Here is a 17,659-nt window from a genome sequence, read left to right as displayed (position 1 = left end):
AATGTCCGGCGCCCGCTCGACGATGGCGCCTCCCCCGACGAGAGGAATCCCCATGCGCGCGCTCACGTGGCAGTCGACCGGCGAAGTGTCCGTCGAGACGGTCCCCAAACCGACGATCGAGGAGGCGGGCGACGCGATCATCCGCGTGACGTCTGCGGCCATCTGCGGCTCCGACCTGCACTTGTACAGCGTGTTCGGGCCGTTCCTCGCGAAGGGCGACATCCTCGGCCACGAGACGATGGGCATCGTCGAGGAGGTCGGCTCTGCCGTGACGAAGCTCAGCGTGGGCGACCGAGTCGTCGTGCCCTTCGTGATCGCCTGCGGCGACTGCGTCGCCTGCCATTCAGGGTTGTCCACGCAGTGCGAGGTGACGCAGAACACCGAGCAGGGCACCGGTGCCGACCTCTACGGATACACGGAGCTCTACGGCTCGGTGCCCGGCGGGCAGGCCGAGTACCTGCGGGTTCGCCTGGCCGACAACAACGCCATCAAGGTCGGGCACGAGCTGTCCGACGAACGCTACCTCTTCCTCAGCGACATCCTTCCGACGGCCTGGCAGGGCGTGAAGTACGCTGCCGTTCCCGACGGCGGGACGCTCGCCGTCGTCGGCCTCGGACCGGTCGGCCAGTTCGCGGCCCGTATCGGGAAGCACCTGGGCTACCGGGTGCTCGGGGTCGACCCGGTGCCCGAGCGGCGAGCGCTCGCGGAGCGCTACGGGGTCGAGGTCTTCGACTACGACGACGAGACGGCTGATGCGCTGCGTGCCGCCACCGACGGGCGTGGCCCCGATTCCGTCGTGGATGCGGTCGGCCTGGAGGCGCACGGTTCCGGAGACGGCTCCGGCTTCGCGGAGCTCGCGCAGAAGGGTGCTGGCCTGCTGCCGGACGCGATCGCGAAGAAGGTCATCAAGACCGCCGGTGTCGACCGGCTGTCGGCGGTCATGCTCGCCGTCGACGCGGTGCGCCGGGGCGGCACGGTCTCGCTGAGCGGTGTATACGCGGGCACGGCCGACCCGATGCCGATGATGACGATGTTCGACAAGCAGTTGACCCTGCGCATGGGCCAGTGCAATGTGCAGCGCTGGATCCCGGAGCTGCTGCCGCTCGTGGAAGACCGCAGCGACCCGCTCGGCACGGAGGATCTCGTGACGCATCGCATGCCGCTCGAAGACGCGCCACGGATGTACGAGGTGTTCCAGAAGAAGGCCGAAGGGTGCATCAAGGTCGTGCTGAAGCCTCGCGGCTGAGCTTCGTCCAGAGGAGTCACTCGGCCGCGGCGGGTTCCCAGCGGAGGAGCTCGCCCGGCTGGCACTCAAGGGCGACGCAGAGCGCCTCGAGCGTCGTGAAGCGCACTGCCTTGGCTCGGCCGTTCTTCAAGACGGCGAGGTTGGCCGGGGTGATGCCGACCCGCTCCGCGAGCTCGCCCACGGACATCTTCCTGCGCGCGAGCATGACGTCGATATCGATGGCGATCGGCATCAGATGACCTCGCCGAGCTCGCCGCGGAGCGCCTCGGCCTCGGCCTCGCGCCTGGTGGCGAGGCGCAGCAGCATCCGCATCACCACCATGAGGAGGGCGCCGCCGGCCGTGACGAGCGCGGCACCGCAGAGAAGGCCGATCAGGCCGGGAGCCGCGGGTCCCGGAGCGAGCAGGATGGCCAGCGTGAGGATGGTGAAAGAGGCGACGGCGATCGCGCCGATGATCGTGTCGACGTAGCGGAAGGCTCCTGCGGAGAAGACCGAGCCTCGGCGGATCATCGTCAGCAGACGCCAGATGCTGACAGCGCTGACCTGCAGGGTGAGCACGAAGATCGCGGCGAGCGCGACGAGAGCGACCCGGGCCGGCGTGGGAACGCCCGCGAGGTCCGCCCAGGCGAGCGGCAGGAGCAAAAGCTGGACTGCGAGCGACCCGAGGAGCGAGACCGCGATGACGGCCTTGAGTACGAAGATGGTGACGGTGCCCACGGTGTGACCTCCTGCTGTCTAGCGATGCTTTTCTATCGATTTTCGATAGATTACAGCAGGTAGACGCTGACATGCGACACGATCACCTGTCCATGCTCACCTCAGCACGTTGACACTGGTGTGGTTATCGGGCGAGGTATGCGGCGAGGTTGTCGAGCGCCTGCATCCAGCCGTCGTAGACGTTGTCGTCACCGGGCTGGCCGGGGATTCCCCGGACGTGCAGTGCGACCTCGGTGCCGGTCTCATGGTCGCCCGTCGTGAGGTCGACGCTGACGACAGGGGATGCCGCCGGATCGTCGTCGGGCGAGCCCCACGTGAAGACGAGGCGTTCCGGTTCGGCAACCAGCAGGTAGGTGCCCGCCGTCGGATACTCGTCGCCGGTGTCGTCGTTCACCATCGTGTAGGCGTAGGCGCCGCCTTCTCGGACATCGAGGTTGATGGTCTCGCGAGGCGTCGAGACGCTCACGGGGTGGTGCCAGTGGCTGAGGTCGTCGGCGTCCGTCCACGCGCGCCAGACGCGCTCGCGAGGAGCGGCGACGGTGCGGCTGAGGGCGAACTCCGGCTGTGCGACGGCTTCCGGGCTGGTCATGGCTGACTCCTCTGCGTGTTCGTGGACGCGGTCTTCATCGACGCTGCGTCACCGCGACTCAGGTCGCGGCTGGCCACGGTGGGGTCAGCTCGTCGGCCTGCAGCAAGGCTAGGCACCCAGGGTTGGAGTCTCCTCGACAACGCGCGTCACCGGGGCCCCGTGCCTCGTCACTGGGCGGCGCGCCGTGCAGCCCGGCAACCGAGGGTCGTGTCTCAGAAGAGCGGCCAGGGCGCCGCGGGCATGTCGCCCTCCGGGGCCGGGAACTCGCGTTCGGCCGTGAGGCGTTCAACGCGGGCGGCGAGCTGCCCGAGCTCGGCGACCGAGAGGAGCTCGGCGAGCCTGGCTCCGAGACCGCCGTCACGCGTGTCGGCAAGCGCCTCGTGGAGCTTTCGGATGCTCGTCGTCTCATCGTCGCTGATCGGCTCGCCGACCCACCCCCACAGGACGGTCCGCAGCTTCGGCTCGACGTGGAATGAGAGGCCGTGGTCGACGCCGTAGCGGTGCCCGTCCGGCATGGCGAGCACGTGGCCGCCCTTGCGGTCAGCGTTGTTGACGATGGCGTCGAAGATCGCCATGCGCCGCATGATGGGGGAGTCCTCGTGGATGAGGACGACCTCGCGACCGGTCTCGTCTTCGCCGCTGAGGATGGTCCGCCAACCGTCTCCCGGCACCTCGGTCGCGGCGACGAGATCGACGGGGTCTTGCGCTTCGTCGATGTCCTGCCACAGCTGGAGCATCCCGGGCCCGAACTGGCCGTCACCGAGCCAGGTTCGCGGCACGATGTTCCAGCCAAGGGCCTCTGAGACGAGGTACGCGGCAACCTCGCGATTGGCGAGGTCGTTGTTCGGGAAGTCCCAGAGCGGCTTCTCGCCGCGGGATGGCTTGTAGACGACGTCGACAGGGTCGGCACCTGGAACGGTGTAGGTGCCGACGAAGGTCGCGTTCGACGCGCTCATGAGCCGGGCGGTGAGCTCGAGCACCGGACCGCTCGGAGCGGCGTCACCAAAGGCGGTGTCACCCGGGTCGGCGTCGCCCGGGTCGGAGGCGATCGACGTGGACGCCGTCGGCCCCTCGGACTCGGGCACTTGAGCCGTGTCCGCGGTTCCCTCGTTCGGCTCGGGTTCGGTCACAGGCCGTCGTCTGCCGGGCAGTCGTGGCCTTCCGGGTCCATCGGGAGGCCGCAGCGGGGGCACAGCGATCGGCCGGCGCCGACGATTTCGAGGGTCCGCTTCGCGAAGGCACGGGCCGAGCCCACGGGGATGCGCACGCGGAGCAGCTCCTCGGGTTCGGCCGCCTCGACGAGCTCGTCGAGGCCGGCCATGCGGGCCAGCTCAGCCTCGAGAGCCTCGGTGTCCACGTCCGCGTCGACCTCGAGTTCGACCTCGACGACGGGGATCACCTCGAGGATGACCTGCGCGGTTGCCGGCTCCCAGCCGAGGCCGATCGTGCCGACTCTGAAGCGGCCGTCGACGGGAGTGTCGAGCGGCTCCTCATCGATGAGCTCGATGGGGGTCGAACTCGGAACGCTGTAGCGGTTGCCGTCTTCGAGCATGAGCTGGTCGAGGATCTCGTCGACCTTCTCGGCGAGCAGAGCGGACTGCTCCTTCTCGAGGATGACGCTCACGACGCGGGAGCCGTCGCGTGCCTGCAGGTAGAAGGTTCGCTCGCCGGGCTTGCCGAGCGTGCCGACGACAAGTCGGTCCGGCCAGTCGAATTCGTGCACGAGGGTCGTCATGGTCTCAAGCCTATGCTCAGGAGGCTCTGCCCGCGCCGCCGCCGACGGTCGCGTCTCCCGTCTGGGGGCCACCTGCCGCGGCAGCGTGCGACGGGGCGAGCCAGGACAGGTCTCCGGCATCGGAGTTGATGATGGGGACGCTCGGGCGTGCCTTGCCGTAGCTGATGATCGAGGTCGATGCGGGTCCGACGGCGAGCCGTTGGAACAGGTCGAGGTGCATCCCGAGCGCGTAGGCGAGCACGGCCTTGATGATGTCGCCGTGGCTCACGGCGACCCAGACGGCGCCGGGCCCGAACTCGCGCTCGACGTCGGCGTCGTGCCGACGCACCGCGGCGACCGCCCTCGACTGCATCGCGGCCATCGATTCTCCGTCGGGGAACGTGACGGCGGACGGCTGCGTCTGGACGGTCGCCCAGAGGTCTTCCTTGGCGAGGTCGGCGAGGCTCCGGTTCTGCCAGGCCCCGTAGCCGCACTCGGTGAGGTCTTCGTCTATGACGTCGAGCGAGGGGTCGACGTGAGGGGCGTCGAAGGGGTCGGTGGGCTGCTGCGCGCGGATCGCGGCCGCGGTCTCGACGCATCGCTCGAGAGGACTCGTGACGAGGCGGGCGAGGGGCACCGACGCGAGCCTCGCCCCGGTCGCGGCGGCTTGAGCCCGCCCGGTCTCGTCGAGGAGGACTCCCGGGGTGCGTCCCGCGAGGAGTCCGCTCGCGTTCGCCGTGGTGCGTCCGTGGCGGACGAGGATGACGGTGGCCATGCGAGTCACCCTAATCGGTGCGTCACGGGAAGTCCCTGCGCGGCGTCAGCGCTCGGTGAGCTGCCCGCCTTCGACGTGCCAGGCCCTGTTCAGCTGCACGGTCTCGAGCATCCGCCGGTCGTGCGTGACGAGCAGGAGGGTGCCGTCGTAGCTTTCGAGCGCCTGCTCGAGCTGCTCGATGGCGACGAGGTCGAGGTGGTTGGTGGGTTCGTCGAGCACCAGCAGGTTCACGCCGCGGGCCTGGAGAAGGGCGAGGCCCGCCCGGGTTCGCTCGCCGGGGGAGAGCTCGTCGGCGCTTCGACCGACGTGGTCGGCTTTCAGCCCGAACTTCGCGAGGAGGGTGCGCACCTCGGCGGTTGGCCAGTCGGGCACCTGCGCTTCGAACTGCTCGGCGAGCGGCGTGGGGCCCGCGAGGGCCGCCCTGGCCTGGTCGATCTCGCCGATGGCGACGCTCGAACCCAGGCTCGAGGTGCCCGAATCCGGTTGGATGCGCCCGAGGAGGAGGCGCAGGAGGGTCGACTTGCCAGCGCCGTTCGGGCCAGTGATGCCGATGCGGTCGCCGGCGTCGACCTGCACGGACACGGGGCCGAACGTGAAGTCGCCCAGGCGGAGTTCCGCGCGCGACAGGGTGGAGACGACGCTGCTCGAACGCGGAGCCGAGCCGATCGTGAACTGCAGCTGCCATTCCTTGCGCGGCTCCTCGACCTCGTCGAGGCGGGCGATGCGGCTCTCCATCTGGCGCACCTTCTGGGCCTGCTTCTCGCTGGACTCGGTGGACGCCTTGCGACGGATCTTGTCGTTGTCTGGAGCCTTTCGCATCGCATTGCGCACCCCCTGGCTCGACCACTCACGCTGCGTGCGCGCGCGCCCCACGAGGTCGGCCTTCTTCTCGGCGAACTCCTCGTACTCTTCGCGCGCGTGCCGCTTCGCGGTGGCGCGCTCCTCCAGGAAGGCTTCGTAGCCGCCGCCGTAGACGCGGTTGCTGTGCTGGGCGAGGTCGAGCTCGAGCACACGCGTGACGCTGCGGGCGAGGAATTCGCGGTCGTGGCTGACGAGGACCACTCCGCCGCGAAGGCCCTGGATGAACGCCTCGAGGCGATCGAGCCCGTCGAGGTCGAGGTCGTTGGTCGGCTCGTCGAGGAGCACGATGTCGAATCGTGAGAGGAGGAGCGCTGCCAGGCCGACTCGGGCCGCCTGCCCGCCGGAGAGGGACGTCATGAGGGCGTCGGCGCTCAGTTCGAGGCCGAGCTCGGCGAGGACCGCGGGGAGGCGCTCCTCGAGGTCGGCAGCGCCGCTCGCGAGCCAGCGTTCGAGGGCGACCGCGTAGATCTCGCCGGGGTCGGGGGCGCCGGGCTTCGCCTCCTCGGCAAGGGCTTCGGCGGCCGCATCCATCTCCCTGGTCGCCTCGGTGGTGCCGGTTCGGCGGCCCACGTACTGCGCGACGCTCTCGCCGGCGACGCGCTCGTGCTCCTGTGGCAGCCAGCCGATGAAGGCGTCGGCGGGTGCGAGCGAGACGCTGCCTTCCTGGGGCTCGTCGATGCCGGCCAGGAGGCGCAGCAGCGTCGATTTGCCGGCACCGTTCGCACCCACGACTCCGACCACGTCGCCCGGGGCGACGACGAGGTCGAGGGCGGAGAAGAGCGTTCGGTGGTCGTGGCCACCGGCGAGGTCCTTGGCGACGAGGGTTGCGGTCATTGTTCTATGGTCGCGCACTCCGGCGCTGCGCGGCGACGGCGCCCCTGTTCAGCGCCCGGTCGCAGCCTCGGTTCCGGGCCCGCGGTCCGAGGCCTGGTGTCGAGCCCCGGCCGTTGGTCCTTGCGGCGGGAGTGGCTACACGAGGGTGTCGGCGTGGAGGGCTCCGACGAGTGGTGCGAGCTCAGGCACCTCTGCTGCCTCGGACAAGGACTGCTCGAGCACTGAATCGTGCGTGGGACGTGCACGCTCGAGGAGGTCGCGGCCGAGCGGCGTCAGTTCCGTGTAGATGCCACGTCGGTCGTCGTCGCACAGGATGCGCGTCAGCAGCTTCCGGTCTTCCAAGCGGGTCACGAGGCGAGTGGTCGCGCTGCTCGAGAGTGCGGCGGCGCGGGCGAGCTGACGCATCCGCATGTGCCATCCGTCCTGGCGGCTCAGGGCGTCGAGGACGGTGAACTCGACGACCGAGAGCTTGTGCTCGCGTTGCAGGGAGCGCTCGAGCTCCATCTCGATGAGTCCGTGTAGGGCCGCGAGCGTGCGCCAGCCTCTGGCGCGGATCTCCACGGCGTCGTCGGCGATTCCCATGTGCCCTCCTCAGGTGCGTGGCTGCCAATACTACTCCACTTGCGCGGATATAGCGCGTGTGCAACGATCTTCTTCGTTGCGTGTGCAACTACTGCACACGCCGTATATCGCTGGAGGAAACATGCCAATCGCGCTCTTCGCGCTCGCACTCGGCGGGTTCGGAATCGGTCTGACCGAGTTCGTCATCATGGGGCTGCTCCCCGAGGTCGCGGCCGACTTCGCCGTCTCGGAGGCTGTCGCCGGCGCCCTGATCTCCGGCTACGCCTTGGCGGTGGCAGTCGGCGCGATCGGACTCACGGTCGCTCTCACCCGCTTGGACCGCAAGAAGGCGCTGGTGGGGCTCATGATCATCTTCATCGCGGGCAACGTGCTCTCGGCGCTGGCACCCAGCTACGAGGTGATGATGCTCGGGCGCATCGTCGCGGCCCTCAGTCACGGCGCCTTCTTCGGGATCGGCGCGGTCGTCGCCGCGAACCTGGTTCCCGCGAACAGGAAGGCAGCGGCCATCTCGCTGATGTTCGCGGGTCTCACGGTCGCCAACGTGCTCGGCGTGCCGATCGGGACGTTCATCGGACAGGCCACTGGGTGGCGTTCGACGTTCTGGGTGATCGCGTCGATCGGCGTCGTCGCTCTCGTCGGCATGGCGGTGCTGATCCCCGCGTCCGCCGGGCGCAGCGGCGGCGGCAGCATCCTCGCCGAGTTCCGCATCTTCCGCTCCGGGCAGGTCTGGGCCTCGATGGCCATCACGGTGCTCGGCTACGGCGGCATGTTCGGGGCGTTCAGCTACATCGCCTTCACGCTGACCGGGGTGTCCGGGTTCGCGGCGTCCACCGTGCCCTGGCTCCTGGTGCTCTTCGGCGTCGGCCTCTTCGTCGGAAGCATCGTCGGCGGCAGGGCCGCCGACCGGAACCTTGGGCGCACCCTGCTGGTCCTGCTGGCCGGACTCATCGTGATCCTCGTCGCGTTTGCGCTGCTCGCGTCGAGCCAGGTCGCGACGCTGGTGCTGCTCGTCCTCATGGGCGGCCTCGGGTTCGCGACGGTCCCCGGACTGCAGATGCGCATCATGAACTTCGCTGGTGACGCCCCGACGCTCGCCTCCGGCGCCAACATCGCCGCCTTCAACGTCGGGAACGCGTTCGGCGCGTGGATCGGCGGGCTGACCATCGCTGCCGGGCTCGGCTACGCTTCGCCGCTCTGGGCCGGCGCCGCGGTGACGCTTGCCGGGCTCGCCGCACTGGTGATCGCCGGCGTCATGCCCGGCGGTGAACTCCGGCGCGGTTCGCGAGGGGGAGAGGTGCCGCGCGAGCAACCGGCGCTCGCGGTAACGCCTGCTGCTTGACCGCCTGCCTGGGCGGGCCGACACTGATCTCGTAGCCCCGAATCCCCGCAGGCTGCGTCGAAGCTCGCCTCAGGAAGCAGTTGAGGCCGGAGCAGTTCAGAAGAGGACCACCAGTGGCCGAGATGCCAGCGAACCCGCCAGAGGTATCCCCGCGTCGAGCGACCGGTTCGCGCCCGCCCCAGCCGAGCGGGGCTCGGACCCGGAATCGAGCTCCGAAGCGTGCTGCCGCGTTCGTCCTGACCGGGGCGCTCGCTCTCGTCGCGATCATCGTGGGCGCCGAGGTGCTGCGTGTGAGCGGTGACACGATCGAGCAGGGTGAGCTTGCCGCGTTCTACGAGCTGCCGGGCGGGGACGCGCCGAGCGAGCCTGGCATCCTCGTGCGGAGCGAGCAGCTCCTCGGCACACCCCTCGGCTCGCAGGCGTGGCGCATCATGTACTCGTCGACCGATCTCAACGGCTCGCCGGTGCTGGTCACGGGCGTTGTCGTCGTCCCGGATGGGGAGGCGCCCGCCGGGGGCCGCACGGTGCTCGCCTGGGGGCACCCCACGACCGGCACCGACCCGTCGTGCGCTCCCTCACGCGCGTTCGATCCGTTCCTCGGAATCGAGGGGATGCGGCTCATGCTCGACCGCGGCTATGCGGTCGTCGCGACCGACTACCTCGGGATGGGCGTTGTGACCGCCGACGGCAAGCACGCCGGGCAGGATTCGTACCTCGTGGGAGAGACGGCGGCCAGAAGCGTGCTGGACGCGGTGCGCGCGGCGCAGCAGATCGAAGCAGCAGAGGCCGGGACCGAGGTTGTGCTCTGGGGGCACTCGCAGGGCGGCCAGGCTGTGCTGTTCGCGGCCCAGGAAGCGCCGAGCTACGCGCCCGAGCTCAAGGTCGTGGCGGTTGCGGCGGCGGCACCCGCCGCGGACCTGACGAAACTCATGGGCTCTCACCTCGACGATATCTCGGGCGTGACGATCGGCTCGTACGCGTTCCCGGCTTTCGCCGAGGTCTACGCGGACGTGCCGGGGGTGGAGCTCTCGGGCATCCTCACTCCACCTGCCATCGCGAAGGTCGCGCAGATGAACTCGCTGTGCCTGCTCACGAGCCTCACCGAACTGCACGACATCGGGCAGCCGCTCGTCGGTGACTTCACGCTGCACGACCCGACCACGGTTGAGCCTTGGGCGACGCTCCTTGCAGAGAACTCGGCCGGGGCGAAGGCGTTCGAGGCGCCGCTCTTCGTCGCGCAGGGGAGCGCGGACGAGCTGGTGCTGCCCGCCGATACCGCGGCGTTCGTCGCCCACGAGGAATCCATCGGGGTCGACGTCCATGCCGTGACCGTGCCAGGCGCGAGCCACGGCACGATCGCCTATGAAGCGCTTCCCGAGCTGGAACGCTGGCTCGAACAGCACGTCCCCGACAACGGAGGCTCCTGATGTCCAAGACCCGTCGCGCCGCATCCACTGGCCTCGCGGTGCTCCTGAGTGCCGGGGCGGTTGCCGCCTTGAGCGGATGCTCGCCGCAAGCGGACGCGCCCCTCACGCGGGCGGTCGCCACGTTCCAGGTCGTCGATCAGAGCTTCAAGGTCGAGCTCGCAACCCCGGAGCTCGTCGAGCACGCGCAGAAGCTCCTCGACGGCGAGGACGTGTCGGCGATCCCTCTGGGGACCGTCGTGCGCGGCGACGCGTCCGTCAACGAACCGTGGACGTGGCACATCGACCCGGCAACGCTCGAGTTCGCAGACTTCACGACGGAGGTCTGCGACGGTCTTCCCGAGTACGTCGAGGACGGAACCGTCACGAGCGACGTGTACTGCCCGTGGTCGGCGAAGATCACTGCGATCGAGCCGCTCGCGGACTAGCTCCGGCCGGTGCCGGTGCCGGTGCTGGTGCGGGTGCTGGTGCTGGTGCTGGTGCTGCTGCCGGTGCCTGGTGCTGGATGCGGGTGGGCGTGCGAGCGCTGGTGCGGATGCGGAGCGACTGCTCGACTCGCGTGCATCCGGTTCGGAGCCTCGAGTGCTTCTCTGGGATGAGTCGGGCGACAGTCAGTCGCCCGCGGGATCCGAGCGCAGTGAGGCGGCGACGATCATGGGTGAAGACAGCATCGAAGAGGGAGTTCCCGAGGGCGAGGAGCGCTGGAGAGACGAGGGCGGTTCTGGGGAGAGCACGCACTTTCACGCGCACGGCTGGCGGCCTGACCCGGTGCTGCCGGGACAGGCGCGTCCGGAGGCGGCGGACCCGGCCGTTGCGCCGACGACGGTCGCAGTGGCCGAAAGCGACGACCCGGGGGAGGGCTGAGCGGCCGTCTCGGTTTCAACCTGACGCCGAGTTCTAGCCCCTGGTACAGGTGTAGCCGCAGCCCGGAAATGGGCTGCGGCTACTTGCTGTCGGCGACGGCGTTGACTCCTCGGCGGCCCCGTTCGAGGGGCCGTTGCGCCGGAAGCTCTATCCAGCAGTTCGCCTAGCTATCCGGCAGTGCGCGTGCCAACGGCGCTGCGTCGGCCCGCGCGGCGGCGACGCGGTCGTGCTGCCGCGACGTCGGACTGGTCGTGCTCGAGCGGGAACAGGGCTGCGGCGAGTGCCTCCTGGGCTTCGTCGAGCGTCCCGAAGTCGCCGATGCTCTGGCCTTGAGGGCCCTGCAGCGTGTGCAGACCGGTGTCTGCGATCGTGATGAAGCCAGCGAACTCGTCGCTGATGGTTGCCGCGTACACGTCGTCGTCGGCTTGTCGCCAGGAGACTCGAGGTGCGGGCAGAGTGAATGGTAGTGCGAGTGTGATGCGAATCTTCGTTTCGTTGCGGCGCAGCCCGCCTGCGTTGGCGGGGCGCGGTATTTCAAGCATGTGTGCGCCTGGGTGGGCGCGTGCTGGTCAGCCGTGTGCTCTCGTGGAGAGCGTCTTCGCGAGCAGTGTCTGCTGTTGAGTGGAACGGCGTCTCGGACTTGGGTCCTGGTGGCCACGGATCCGGTGGCGCGGATGGCGACTGGCAAGATCTGGAATGTCCGCGAGAAGCGGGGTGATCATGCGTCGACTCCACGACTATACGGCACAAAGCCTGAGTGAGAGGGTTTTTTTATGAGCGATGGCACGAAGAGCAGCGTCGGCGAGGATGGCGGCGCGAGCGAGAGCGGTGAGTTGACGGAGCTTGGTTTCACGGTTTCGGGCTTCATCTCGAAGCGTGTGCGAGAGGTCTACGAGGCGGTCGCCGACCCCTCTGTCCTCTCCGAGTACTTCACGACGGGAGGCGCGAAGGGGCGGTTGGAGGCCGGAGCGGAGGTGCAGTGGGACTTCGCGGACTTCCCTGGGGCGTTCCCCGTCGACGTCATCGAGGCGGTTGCACCGAGCCGCATCGTCGTCCGGTGGGAGGCCGATGAGGACAGCGCGAGGCAAGGCTTCACGACGACGACGTTCGAGTTCGATCCTGTTGACGACGGATCCCGCACGAGGGTGCGCATCAGCGAGGCGGCCTGGCGCCTGAGCGATGCCGGTGCGAAGGCTGCGTTTGGCAACTCGATGGGGTGGACGGGCATGCTCGCGGCCATGAAGGTGTGGCTCGAGCACGGTATTCGTCTCCGCGAAGGGTTCTACAGGTAACTGGCCAAGCCCGGGTCTCCCTGACCGGCGCTGCGGCCTTCGGGGTCGTGGTGTCGGCTGCCTACTCGGTGATGACGCGTTCGAGCGTCGGGTACTTGGCCGTGCGGGTGTCGCCCGACGATTTCCCGGTGAGGCGCCGGCCGATCCATGGGAGGACGTATTCGCGCCAGTACGCGGAGTTGCGGGGGCGCTGGATGCTCGGGGCGCGGGGGCCGAAGTCCGGCGCGGGAACGTCGAGGGCGGCGAGCACGTTGGCCGCCACTCGTTGATGCCCGCTGACGCCCATGTGGAGGCGGTCCCGCGACCAGTAGTCGAGGTGCGTGAGCTCGGGGTCTGCCCAGTTGTCGACGAAGGTGAGGCCCGGCTGGGCGGGGATCTTCGCGTGGACGGCGGCCGCGAGGGCGTCACCGCGGGCGCTGATGCGCTTGCCCATCGGCAGGTGGTCGGAGGGGTTGGCGCCCGAGAGGAGGATCACATGGATGCCCGCGTCGAGGGCCTGCTTGGCGCCGTCGACGAGGCGCTGGGCGACGGCGTCGATGGAGACGCGCGGGCGCAGGATGTCGTTGCCGCCGCCGTTGAGGCTCAGGAGCTGTGGCTTGAGCGCGATGGCGGCGGGAAGCTGCTCTTCGAGGATCGCGTCGAGCAGACGACCGCGGATCGCGAGGTTGGCGTAGCTGACCGGTTCCGCCGACGAGACGGCGAGGCCCTGCGCGACCAGGTCGGCCCACCCACGAACGCGTCCATCCGGCAGCTCGTCGCCGACACCCTCGGTGAAGCTGTCTCCGACGGCCGCGAAACTCGTGAATCCCATGCGGGAGAGTCCATCACACCGGAGGCGAGGTGACGTTCAGATGAGGCAGGAGTCGCCCTCGCAGGCTGTGCCCGCGACGCCGAGCATCGTGAAGCCACCGGCGGCCGGCGCGACCCCGTCGGCCGGGGCCGCTGCGCCTGCTCCTGGCAGCTCCTCGAGCGTCGTGGTCGTAGTCGTGCTGGTGTCGCTCGTGCTGGTGTCGCTCATGCCGGTCTCGGCGTTCATGCGTTCGCCTCGTCGCGGTCGCTCGTGACCTTGGCGAGGACCTCCGCGAAGGTTGCTGCTTCCTGCGCGCCGGAGACGCCGTACATGCCGTCGATGACGAAGAACGGCACGCCCTGGATGCCGTAGGCCTGCGCCTGCTGCTGGTCGGCGAGCACGTCGTCGTGGTGCACACGCTCCTCCAGAGCGTGGACGGCCGCGGCCCGGTCGTGGCCGAGTTCTTCTGCGAGGTCGGCGAGCACGCCGATGTCGCTGAGGTCCTGCCCTTCGACGAAATAGGCCTTCAGGAGGCGTTCCTTGGCCTCGAGCTGGCGGCCGTTCGCCTTGGCGAAGTGGATGAGCTCGTGGGCGCGCACAGTGTTCACGTGCTGCACGGAGTCGAAGTCGTAGTCGAGGCCGACGTCTCTTGCGATGCCGGTCACACGGTCGAGCATCTGCTCCACCTGCACGAGGGGGAGTCCCTTGCGCTCGGCGAGGTACTCGGTCGTCGACCCGTGGAAGTCGATGGGCGTATCGGGGGAGAGCTCGTAGCTGTGGTACTCGATCTCCACGGCCGGGGCATCGCCCGACGCGGAGAACTGCTCGATACCGCTCTCCAGCTTCCGCTTCCCGATGTAGCACCAGGGGCACGCGATGTCCGACCAGATGTCGATGCGGATCGGTGCCTGCTCTGGGCTGGCATGCGGAGAGGTCTGGGGTGCGTTCTGCGCTGCTGTCGTCACACGCGATGCAACAGGCGCCCGTTCGCAGCTATTCCCAGCTGCCGTTCGCAGCTGTTCCCAGCTGCCGTTCGCAGCTGTTCCGGGCCCCCTTCGCAGATACCCCCACTCGGCTGCCCGCACCGGACAGGAACCATCTCGCCATGCTCTCTCGCAACCGGCGAGCCTAGAAAGGCGGTGGTTTTGGAGCGTGTTGGCGCGGAGGCGGGTCATCCCCTGGCGGGTGGTCATCCGTCGTCGTCGTAGTCGCCGTCGCTGATGCTGCTCCGGGCGTTGGGCTCCCCGAAGCCATCCGTGGGAGCTCGTCGCTTGGTCTGAAGATCACGTCGTAGGGTTCGGGTCGGTCGATGTAGATCTTCCCGCTGGGTGTGGTCCATTCGAGGACGCCGCCGCCGAGTTGTCGGACTTTCCAGGCGGTGTGGTGTTTCACGATGTGGTGTGCGAGGCAGAAATCGCTGAGGTTCCAGACGGCGGTCTCGCCGCGGTATTGGTGGTCTTTGGTGTGGTCGAGTTCGCATCTGGCTGCGGGTTGTCGGCAGCCGATGAAGCGGCAGTGGATGTCGCGGGCTTGGAGGAACGCCCGCATCGCCGTGGTCGGCTTGTACGAGTCGACGGCCTGCACTGCGCCCGTCACGGGGTGCGTGAGCACGCGGATGAAGGCTGGGGCGGTGGCGGCGAGGCGTTTCGCCTCCTCAAGCGGCATGGGGGACATGCCATCGAGCAGCGCCGGGGCAAGGCCCGTGCTGCCTGGGCCGCCGGTGTTGGGGCCGGCCAGCATCGTCGTCGCGGGGATGCTGATGTGCGCGATGGCTTGGATGCCCTTCGCGAGGCTCGCCGCCATGGGGTCGCTCGTGAGGAGCATGTCCGCGATGACGTCGGACATGACCTGATCGAGGGTGCGTTCGTCGGGCGCGAGGGCCGTGCTGTCTCCACCGCTCGCCGCGTTCGACGGGTTCGCGTTCGCGTCGGCTGCTGCGCCCGCTCCGGTTGCCGCCTGCGCGCCGGGCTTGGGGCGGGCCTTGATGATCGCCTTCCCTTGCTTCCGTGCCCGGTCCAGGACCGCGTTCGCGACGAACGAGCTCATCAGCACGCAGAGCACGCTCACGCCGTCGCCGAGATCCTCGACCGTCGCGCGGCGGCGCTTCTTCGCTCGCTCGTAGCGCTCGTCGATGGACTCCCCGGTGAGCTCCTCCGCGACCCGCTCGGCCGCCTTCTGCAACGCTCTCGGCGGCAACGGCTCCACCCGCACCCGCTCCAGCATGACCTGCAGGAATTCCGCGCGCCGCAGCGCCTGCTCGGCGGGGTCCGCATGGTTCACCTTCAACCCGACACTCGCGAGCGTGGTCACCTGCGCGGGAGTCGCCAGGTTTTCCTCGAGCGCGAGGGCCAGTGCCGGGAACTCGCGTAACGTCACCGACGCGGACGCGAGGTGCCCCTGCGCGGTGCCAGCGGCGAGCTTCACGAGCAGCCCCACCTCGTTCGCGATCGACCTCACGTGCATCGCCGACTCCGCGCATCCCTCAGCGACATCGAGTGCGTGCCCGAACTCGTACGCCGCCGCGTGCGCCCGCAACTGCAGCGCGGTGCCAGCCGCCAGCATCGCCGCAGCCGCCTCCTCCAGAGCCAGAACCTCCGACCGCCGCGCCGCGACCGACCCCGGATCCGAGGGATCGAACCCCAGGTCCGGAACGTGGCCATCGCGGTGCTGCTGCATGCCCCCAACCCTACGGAGCACCACCGACATTCTGCGGGTTCGTGGATAACTTCCTCACCCGTGAGTTGCTCTCCACGGGCTCACGCGCTGGCTATCACCTGATCTGGACGCGACTTCAGCGAGCTGTGTTCGTATGTATGCCACGAAGGCGAGCAGTTCAAGCAAGTGAACTTGCTGTAACTCCGGGGTCCCCGCACTCACTCCGCCTTGACGACGGCCAGCTCATCCCAGTGCGTCGTGGCGCGCGGCGAGATCATCTCGCGACGCATCGTCCAGCTGCGTCCACCTCGAAGACCGGCGACGCCGAGGCCAAGCGACTCCTGCCCGAACTTCGCGGCGACGGCGTCGAGGGCTTCTCCCACGCGCCGGTCCTCGCTGCGCTCGCCGAAGATGTCGAGCGCGGCGTACGAGTCGCGAGCGACGAACTCGAACAGCGAGACGCCCACGCGCACGTACTTCAGGTCGCTGCGCAGCTGCGGGCCCAGGGCCGTGGCGGCCGCCCGGAACAGCACCACCGGGTCGTCCGTCGGCTCGGGGAAGGCGACGGACACGGCATGCGACTCGTGCCCCTCGCGGAAGGGGGAGGTGGCCGCGTAGCAGCTCATCGCCCGGGCCAGCGAGCCCTGGGACCGCAGGCGGGCTGAGGCGCGCTGCGTGTACACGGAGAGCACCTCCTCGAGTTCCTGCACCGTCGAGATGGGCACGGCGAACGATCTCGAGAACTGGATCTGCTCGCGTTCCGACGGCACCTCATCCATGGGGAGGCAGTCGATGCCGCGGAGCTCCTGCACGACACGCTCCTGCACGACCCCGTAGCGTCGCCGGATCGCGGTCGGCGACGATTCGCGGAGGTCGAGGGCGGTGCGGATGCCGAGTCCCACGTACTTCGCGGCCATCTTGCGGCCGACGCCCCACACATCGCCGACGTCGATCGTGCCGAGGATGCCGCTCAGCTGCTCCCGACCGTAGGCGTCGAGGTGGCAGACCCCGCCGAGCGACGGCTCGGACTTGGAGCCGCGGTTCGCGAGCTTGGCGAGCGTCTTGCTCGGCGCGATGCCGATGCTGACGGGGATGCCGATGAGCTTGCGCATGGCGACCCTGATCTCGCGCGCGACGGCGAGCGCCTCCGCGCGGCTGCCCGGAAGGCGGATGAAGCTCTCGTCGATCGAGTAGACCTCCTGCGACGGCGTGTACCGGCCGAGGAGCTCGATTGTGCGCGCGTTGATGTCGCCGTAGAGCTCGTAGTTGCTCGAGCGGGCGACGACGCCCTTCATCGCGGCCTCCGGCGCGATGGCCTGCCAGGGGGCGCCCATCGGGATTCCCGCGGCCTTCGCTTCCTCTGAGCGCGCGATCACGCATCCGTCGTTGTTGGAGAGCACGACGATGGGCGTGCCCTCGAGGCTCGGGTCGAAGATGCGCTCGCAGGATGCGTAGAAGTTGTTGGCGTCGACGATCGCGATCGATGACTGTGGCGCGTCGCGAGTCTGGCTCGCCTCAGACACGGTGCAGGCACCTCGTGACGACGCCCCACACGGTGAGCTCGCTGAGCTCCTCGAGCACAATGTCGGCGTAGGCGGGGTTCTCGGGCACCAGCCGTACGCGGCCGTGGTCGAATCGAAGGCGCTTGACGGTGAGCTCGCCATCGACGACGGCGATGACGACGTTGCCGTCGTGCGGTTCGAGTGATCGGTCGACGATGATCTCGTCGCCGTCGAAGATGCCGGCCCCGATCATGCTGTCACCGCTGACGCGCACGATGAACGTCGCAGCGGGATCGTTGATGAGGTGCCGGTTGAGGTCGACGGGGCCCGAGTAGTAGCCCTGCGCGGGAGATGGGAAGCCGGCGGGCACGGCCTCCTCGGCACGTTCCGCGAGCGGCGCCCGCGACTCCGAGCTGCTCGCGCCCTCAGCGGGCAGCGAGACGGAGGCGAGGACTTCGACGCCTGCATCGCTCAT

At 69.0% G+C, this 17,659-nt stretch carries 21 protein-coding genes; 6 read left to right on the top strand and 15 right to left on the bottom strand.

Annotation, left to right across the window (positions count from 1 at the left end; translation table 11 throughout):
* Positions 1-52: 52 nt before the first annotated feature.
* The gene (locus HDC34_RS11405; protein ID WP_179556919.1) at positions 53-1,246 is read left to right on the top strand and encodes a zinc-dependent alcohol dehydrogenase; all 1,194 of its coding nucleotides are present in this window, start codon (positions 53-55) and stop codon (positions 1,244-1,246) included.
* Between the two features lie 16 nt (positions 1,247-1,262).
* Here HDC34_RS11405 and HDC34_RS11400 read toward each other — a convergent pair whose 3' ends face one another.
* From HDC34_RS11400 to HDC34_RS11365, 8 genes are all read right to left on the bottom strand, one after another.
* Positions 1,263-1,478 carry a helix-turn-helix transcriptional regulator gene (locus tag HDC34_RS11400; protein ID WP_104311697.1) on the bottom strand — a complete coding sequence of 72 codons (216 nt, stop codon included), beginning with the start codon at positions 1,476-1,478 and terminating at the stop codon, positions 1,263-1,265.
* A complete protein-coding gene (locus tag HDC34_RS11395) occupies positions 1,478-1,963 on the bottom strand; it encodes a DUF2975 domain-containing protein (protein WP_104311698.1) in 486 nt (161 codons plus the stop codon). Before HDC34_RS11395 ends, HDC34_RS11400 begins: the two co-directional genes overlap by 1 nt.
* Before the next feature lie 124 nt (positions 1,964-2,087).
* Positions 2,088-2,552: an SRPBCC domain-containing protein gene (locus HDC34_RS11390; RefSeq protein WP_179556918.1), complete on the bottom strand. Its 465-nt coding sequence runs from the start codon at positions 2,550-2,552 to the stop codon at positions 2,088-2,090.
* A 212-nt stretch (positions 2,553-2,764) separates the two neighbouring features.
* Entirely contained in the window at positions 2,765-3,532 is a 768-nt protein-coding gene (locus tag HDC34_RS11385; protein WP_308807336.1) for an SCO1664 family protein, read from the bottom strand.
* Positions 3,533-3,678: 146 nt separating this feature from the next.
* The gene (locus tag HDC34_RS11380) at positions 3,679-4,287 is read right to left on the bottom strand and encodes a DUF3090 domain-containing protein (RefSeq protein WP_179556917.1); all 609 of its coding nucleotides are present in this window, start codon (positions 4,285-4,287) and stop codon (positions 3,679-3,681) included.
* Between the two features lie 16 nt (positions 4,288-4,303).
* Positions 4,304-5,041 (bottom strand): MSMEG_4193 family putative phosphomutase, encoded by a 738-nt coding sequence (locus HDC34_RS11375; protein WP_179556916.1) that lies wholly within the window; start codon positions 5,039-5,041, stop codon positions 4,304-4,306.
* 45 nt (positions 5,042-5,086) lie between these two features.
* Entirely contained in the window at positions 5,087-6,736 is a 1,650-nt protein-coding gene (locus HDC34_RS11370) for an ABC-F family ATP-binding cassette domain-containing protein (RefSeq protein ID WP_179556915.1), read from the bottom strand.
* 135 nt (positions 6,737-6,871) lie between these two features.
* A complete protein-coding gene (locus HDC34_RS11365; RefSeq protein WP_104311703.1) occupies positions 6,872-7,318 on the bottom strand; it encodes a MarR family winged helix-turn-helix transcriptional regulator in 447 nt (148 codons plus the stop codon).
* A gap of 121 nt (positions 7,319-7,439) precedes the next feature.
* Between HDC34_RS11365 and HDC34_RS11360 the strand changes: the two genes are divergently transcribed.
* From HDC34_RS11360 to HDC34_RS11345, 4 genes are all read left to right on the top strand, one after another.
* Entirely contained in the window at positions 7,440-8,657 is a 1,218-nt protein-coding gene (locus tag HDC34_RS11360; RefSeq protein WP_179556914.1) for an MFS transporter, read from the top strand.
* 122 nt (positions 8,658-8,779) lie between these two features.
* Positions 8,780-10,084 carry an alpha/beta fold hydrolase gene (locus tag HDC34_RS11355; protein ID WP_179557171.1) on the top strand — a complete coding sequence of 435 codons (1,305 nt, stop codon included), beginning with the start codon at positions 8,780-8,782 and terminating at the stop codon, positions 10,082-10,084.
* Complete coding sequence (locus HDC34_RS11350) at positions 10,084-10,509, top strand: hypothetical protein (RefSeq protein WP_179556913.1); 426 nt, start codon at positions 10,084-10,086, stop codon at positions 10,507-10,509. The genes HDC34_RS11355 and HDC34_RS11350 overlap by 1 nt, the downstream gene beginning before the upstream one ends.
* 154 nt (positions 10,510-10,663) lie before the next feature.
* Positions 10,664-10,945: a hypothetical protein gene (locus tag HDC34_RS11345; RefSeq protein WP_179556912.1), complete on the top strand. Its 282-nt coding sequence runs from the start codon at positions 10,664-10,666 to the stop codon at positions 10,943-10,945.
* A gap of 167 nt (positions 10,946-11,112) precedes the next feature.
* Here the strand turns inward: HDC34_RS11345 and HDC34_RS11340 are convergent, their stop codons facing one another.
* Entirely contained in the window at positions 11,113-11,358 is a 246-nt protein-coding gene (locus tag HDC34_RS11340) for a hypothetical protein (RefSeq protein ID WP_179556911.1), read from the bottom strand.
* Positions 11,359-11,718: 360 nt separating this feature from the next.
* Here HDC34_RS11340 and HDC34_RS11335 point away from each other — a divergent pair, with 360 nt between their 5' ends.
* Positions 11,719-12,237: an SRPBCC domain-containing protein gene (locus HDC34_RS11335; protein WP_179556910.1), complete on the top strand. Its 519-nt coding sequence runs from the start codon at positions 11,719-11,721 to the stop codon at positions 12,235-12,237.
* 61 nt (positions 12,238-12,298) lie between these two features.
* Here HDC34_RS11335 and HDC34_RS11330 read toward each other — a convergent pair whose 3' ends face one another.
* From HDC34_RS11330 to HDC34_RS11305, 6 genes are all read right to left on the bottom strand, one after another.
* Positions 12,299-13,048, bottom strand: coding sequence for an SGNH/GDSL hydrolase family protein (locus tag HDC34_RS11330; protein WP_104311709.1), 750 nt, complete (start codon positions 13,046-13,048; stop codon positions 12,299-12,301).
* A gap of 36 nt (positions 13,049-13,084) precedes the next feature.
* Positions 13,085-13,273: a hypothetical protein gene (locus HDC34_RS11325; protein ID WP_104311710.1), complete on the bottom strand. Its 189-nt coding sequence runs from the start codon at positions 13,271-13,273 to the stop codon at positions 13,085-13,087.
* Positions 13,270-13,992 carry a DsbA family oxidoreductase gene (locus tag HDC34_RS11320; protein WP_308807316.1) on the bottom strand — a complete coding sequence of 241 codons (723 nt, stop codon included), beginning with the start codon at positions 13,990-13,992 and terminating at the stop codon, positions 13,270-13,272. The genes HDC34_RS11325 and HDC34_RS11320 overlap by 4 nt, the downstream gene beginning before the upstream one ends.
* Positions 13,993-14,155: 163 nt before the next feature.
* Positions 14,156-15,703, bottom strand: a complete 1,548-nt coding sequence (locus HDC34_RS11315; protein ID WP_179556909.1) for an HNH endonuclease signature motif containing protein — start codon at positions 15,701-15,703, stop codon at positions 14,156-14,158.
* A gap of 197 nt (positions 15,704-15,900) precedes the next feature.
* Entirely contained in the window at positions 15,901-17,205 is a 1,305-nt protein-coding gene (locus HDC34_RS11310) for a Y-family DNA polymerase (protein ID WP_179556908.1), read from the bottom strand.
* Positions 17,198-17,659, bottom strand: a complete 462-nt coding sequence (locus HDC34_RS11305; protein WP_104311715.1) for a LexA family transcriptional regulator — start codon at positions 17,657-17,659, stop codon at positions 17,198-17,200. Before HDC34_RS11305 ends, HDC34_RS11310 begins: the two co-directional genes overlap by 8 nt.

This window comes from Pseudoclavibacter sp. JAI123, from assembly GCF_013409665.1.
Taxonomy (GTDB): domain Bacteria; phylum Actinomycetota; class Actinomycetes; order Actinomycetales; family Microbacteriaceae; genus Pseudoclavibacter.
The sequence above is the reverse complement of the archived record's forward strand: the minus strand, read 5'-3'. Positions and strand labels throughout refer to the sequence as shown.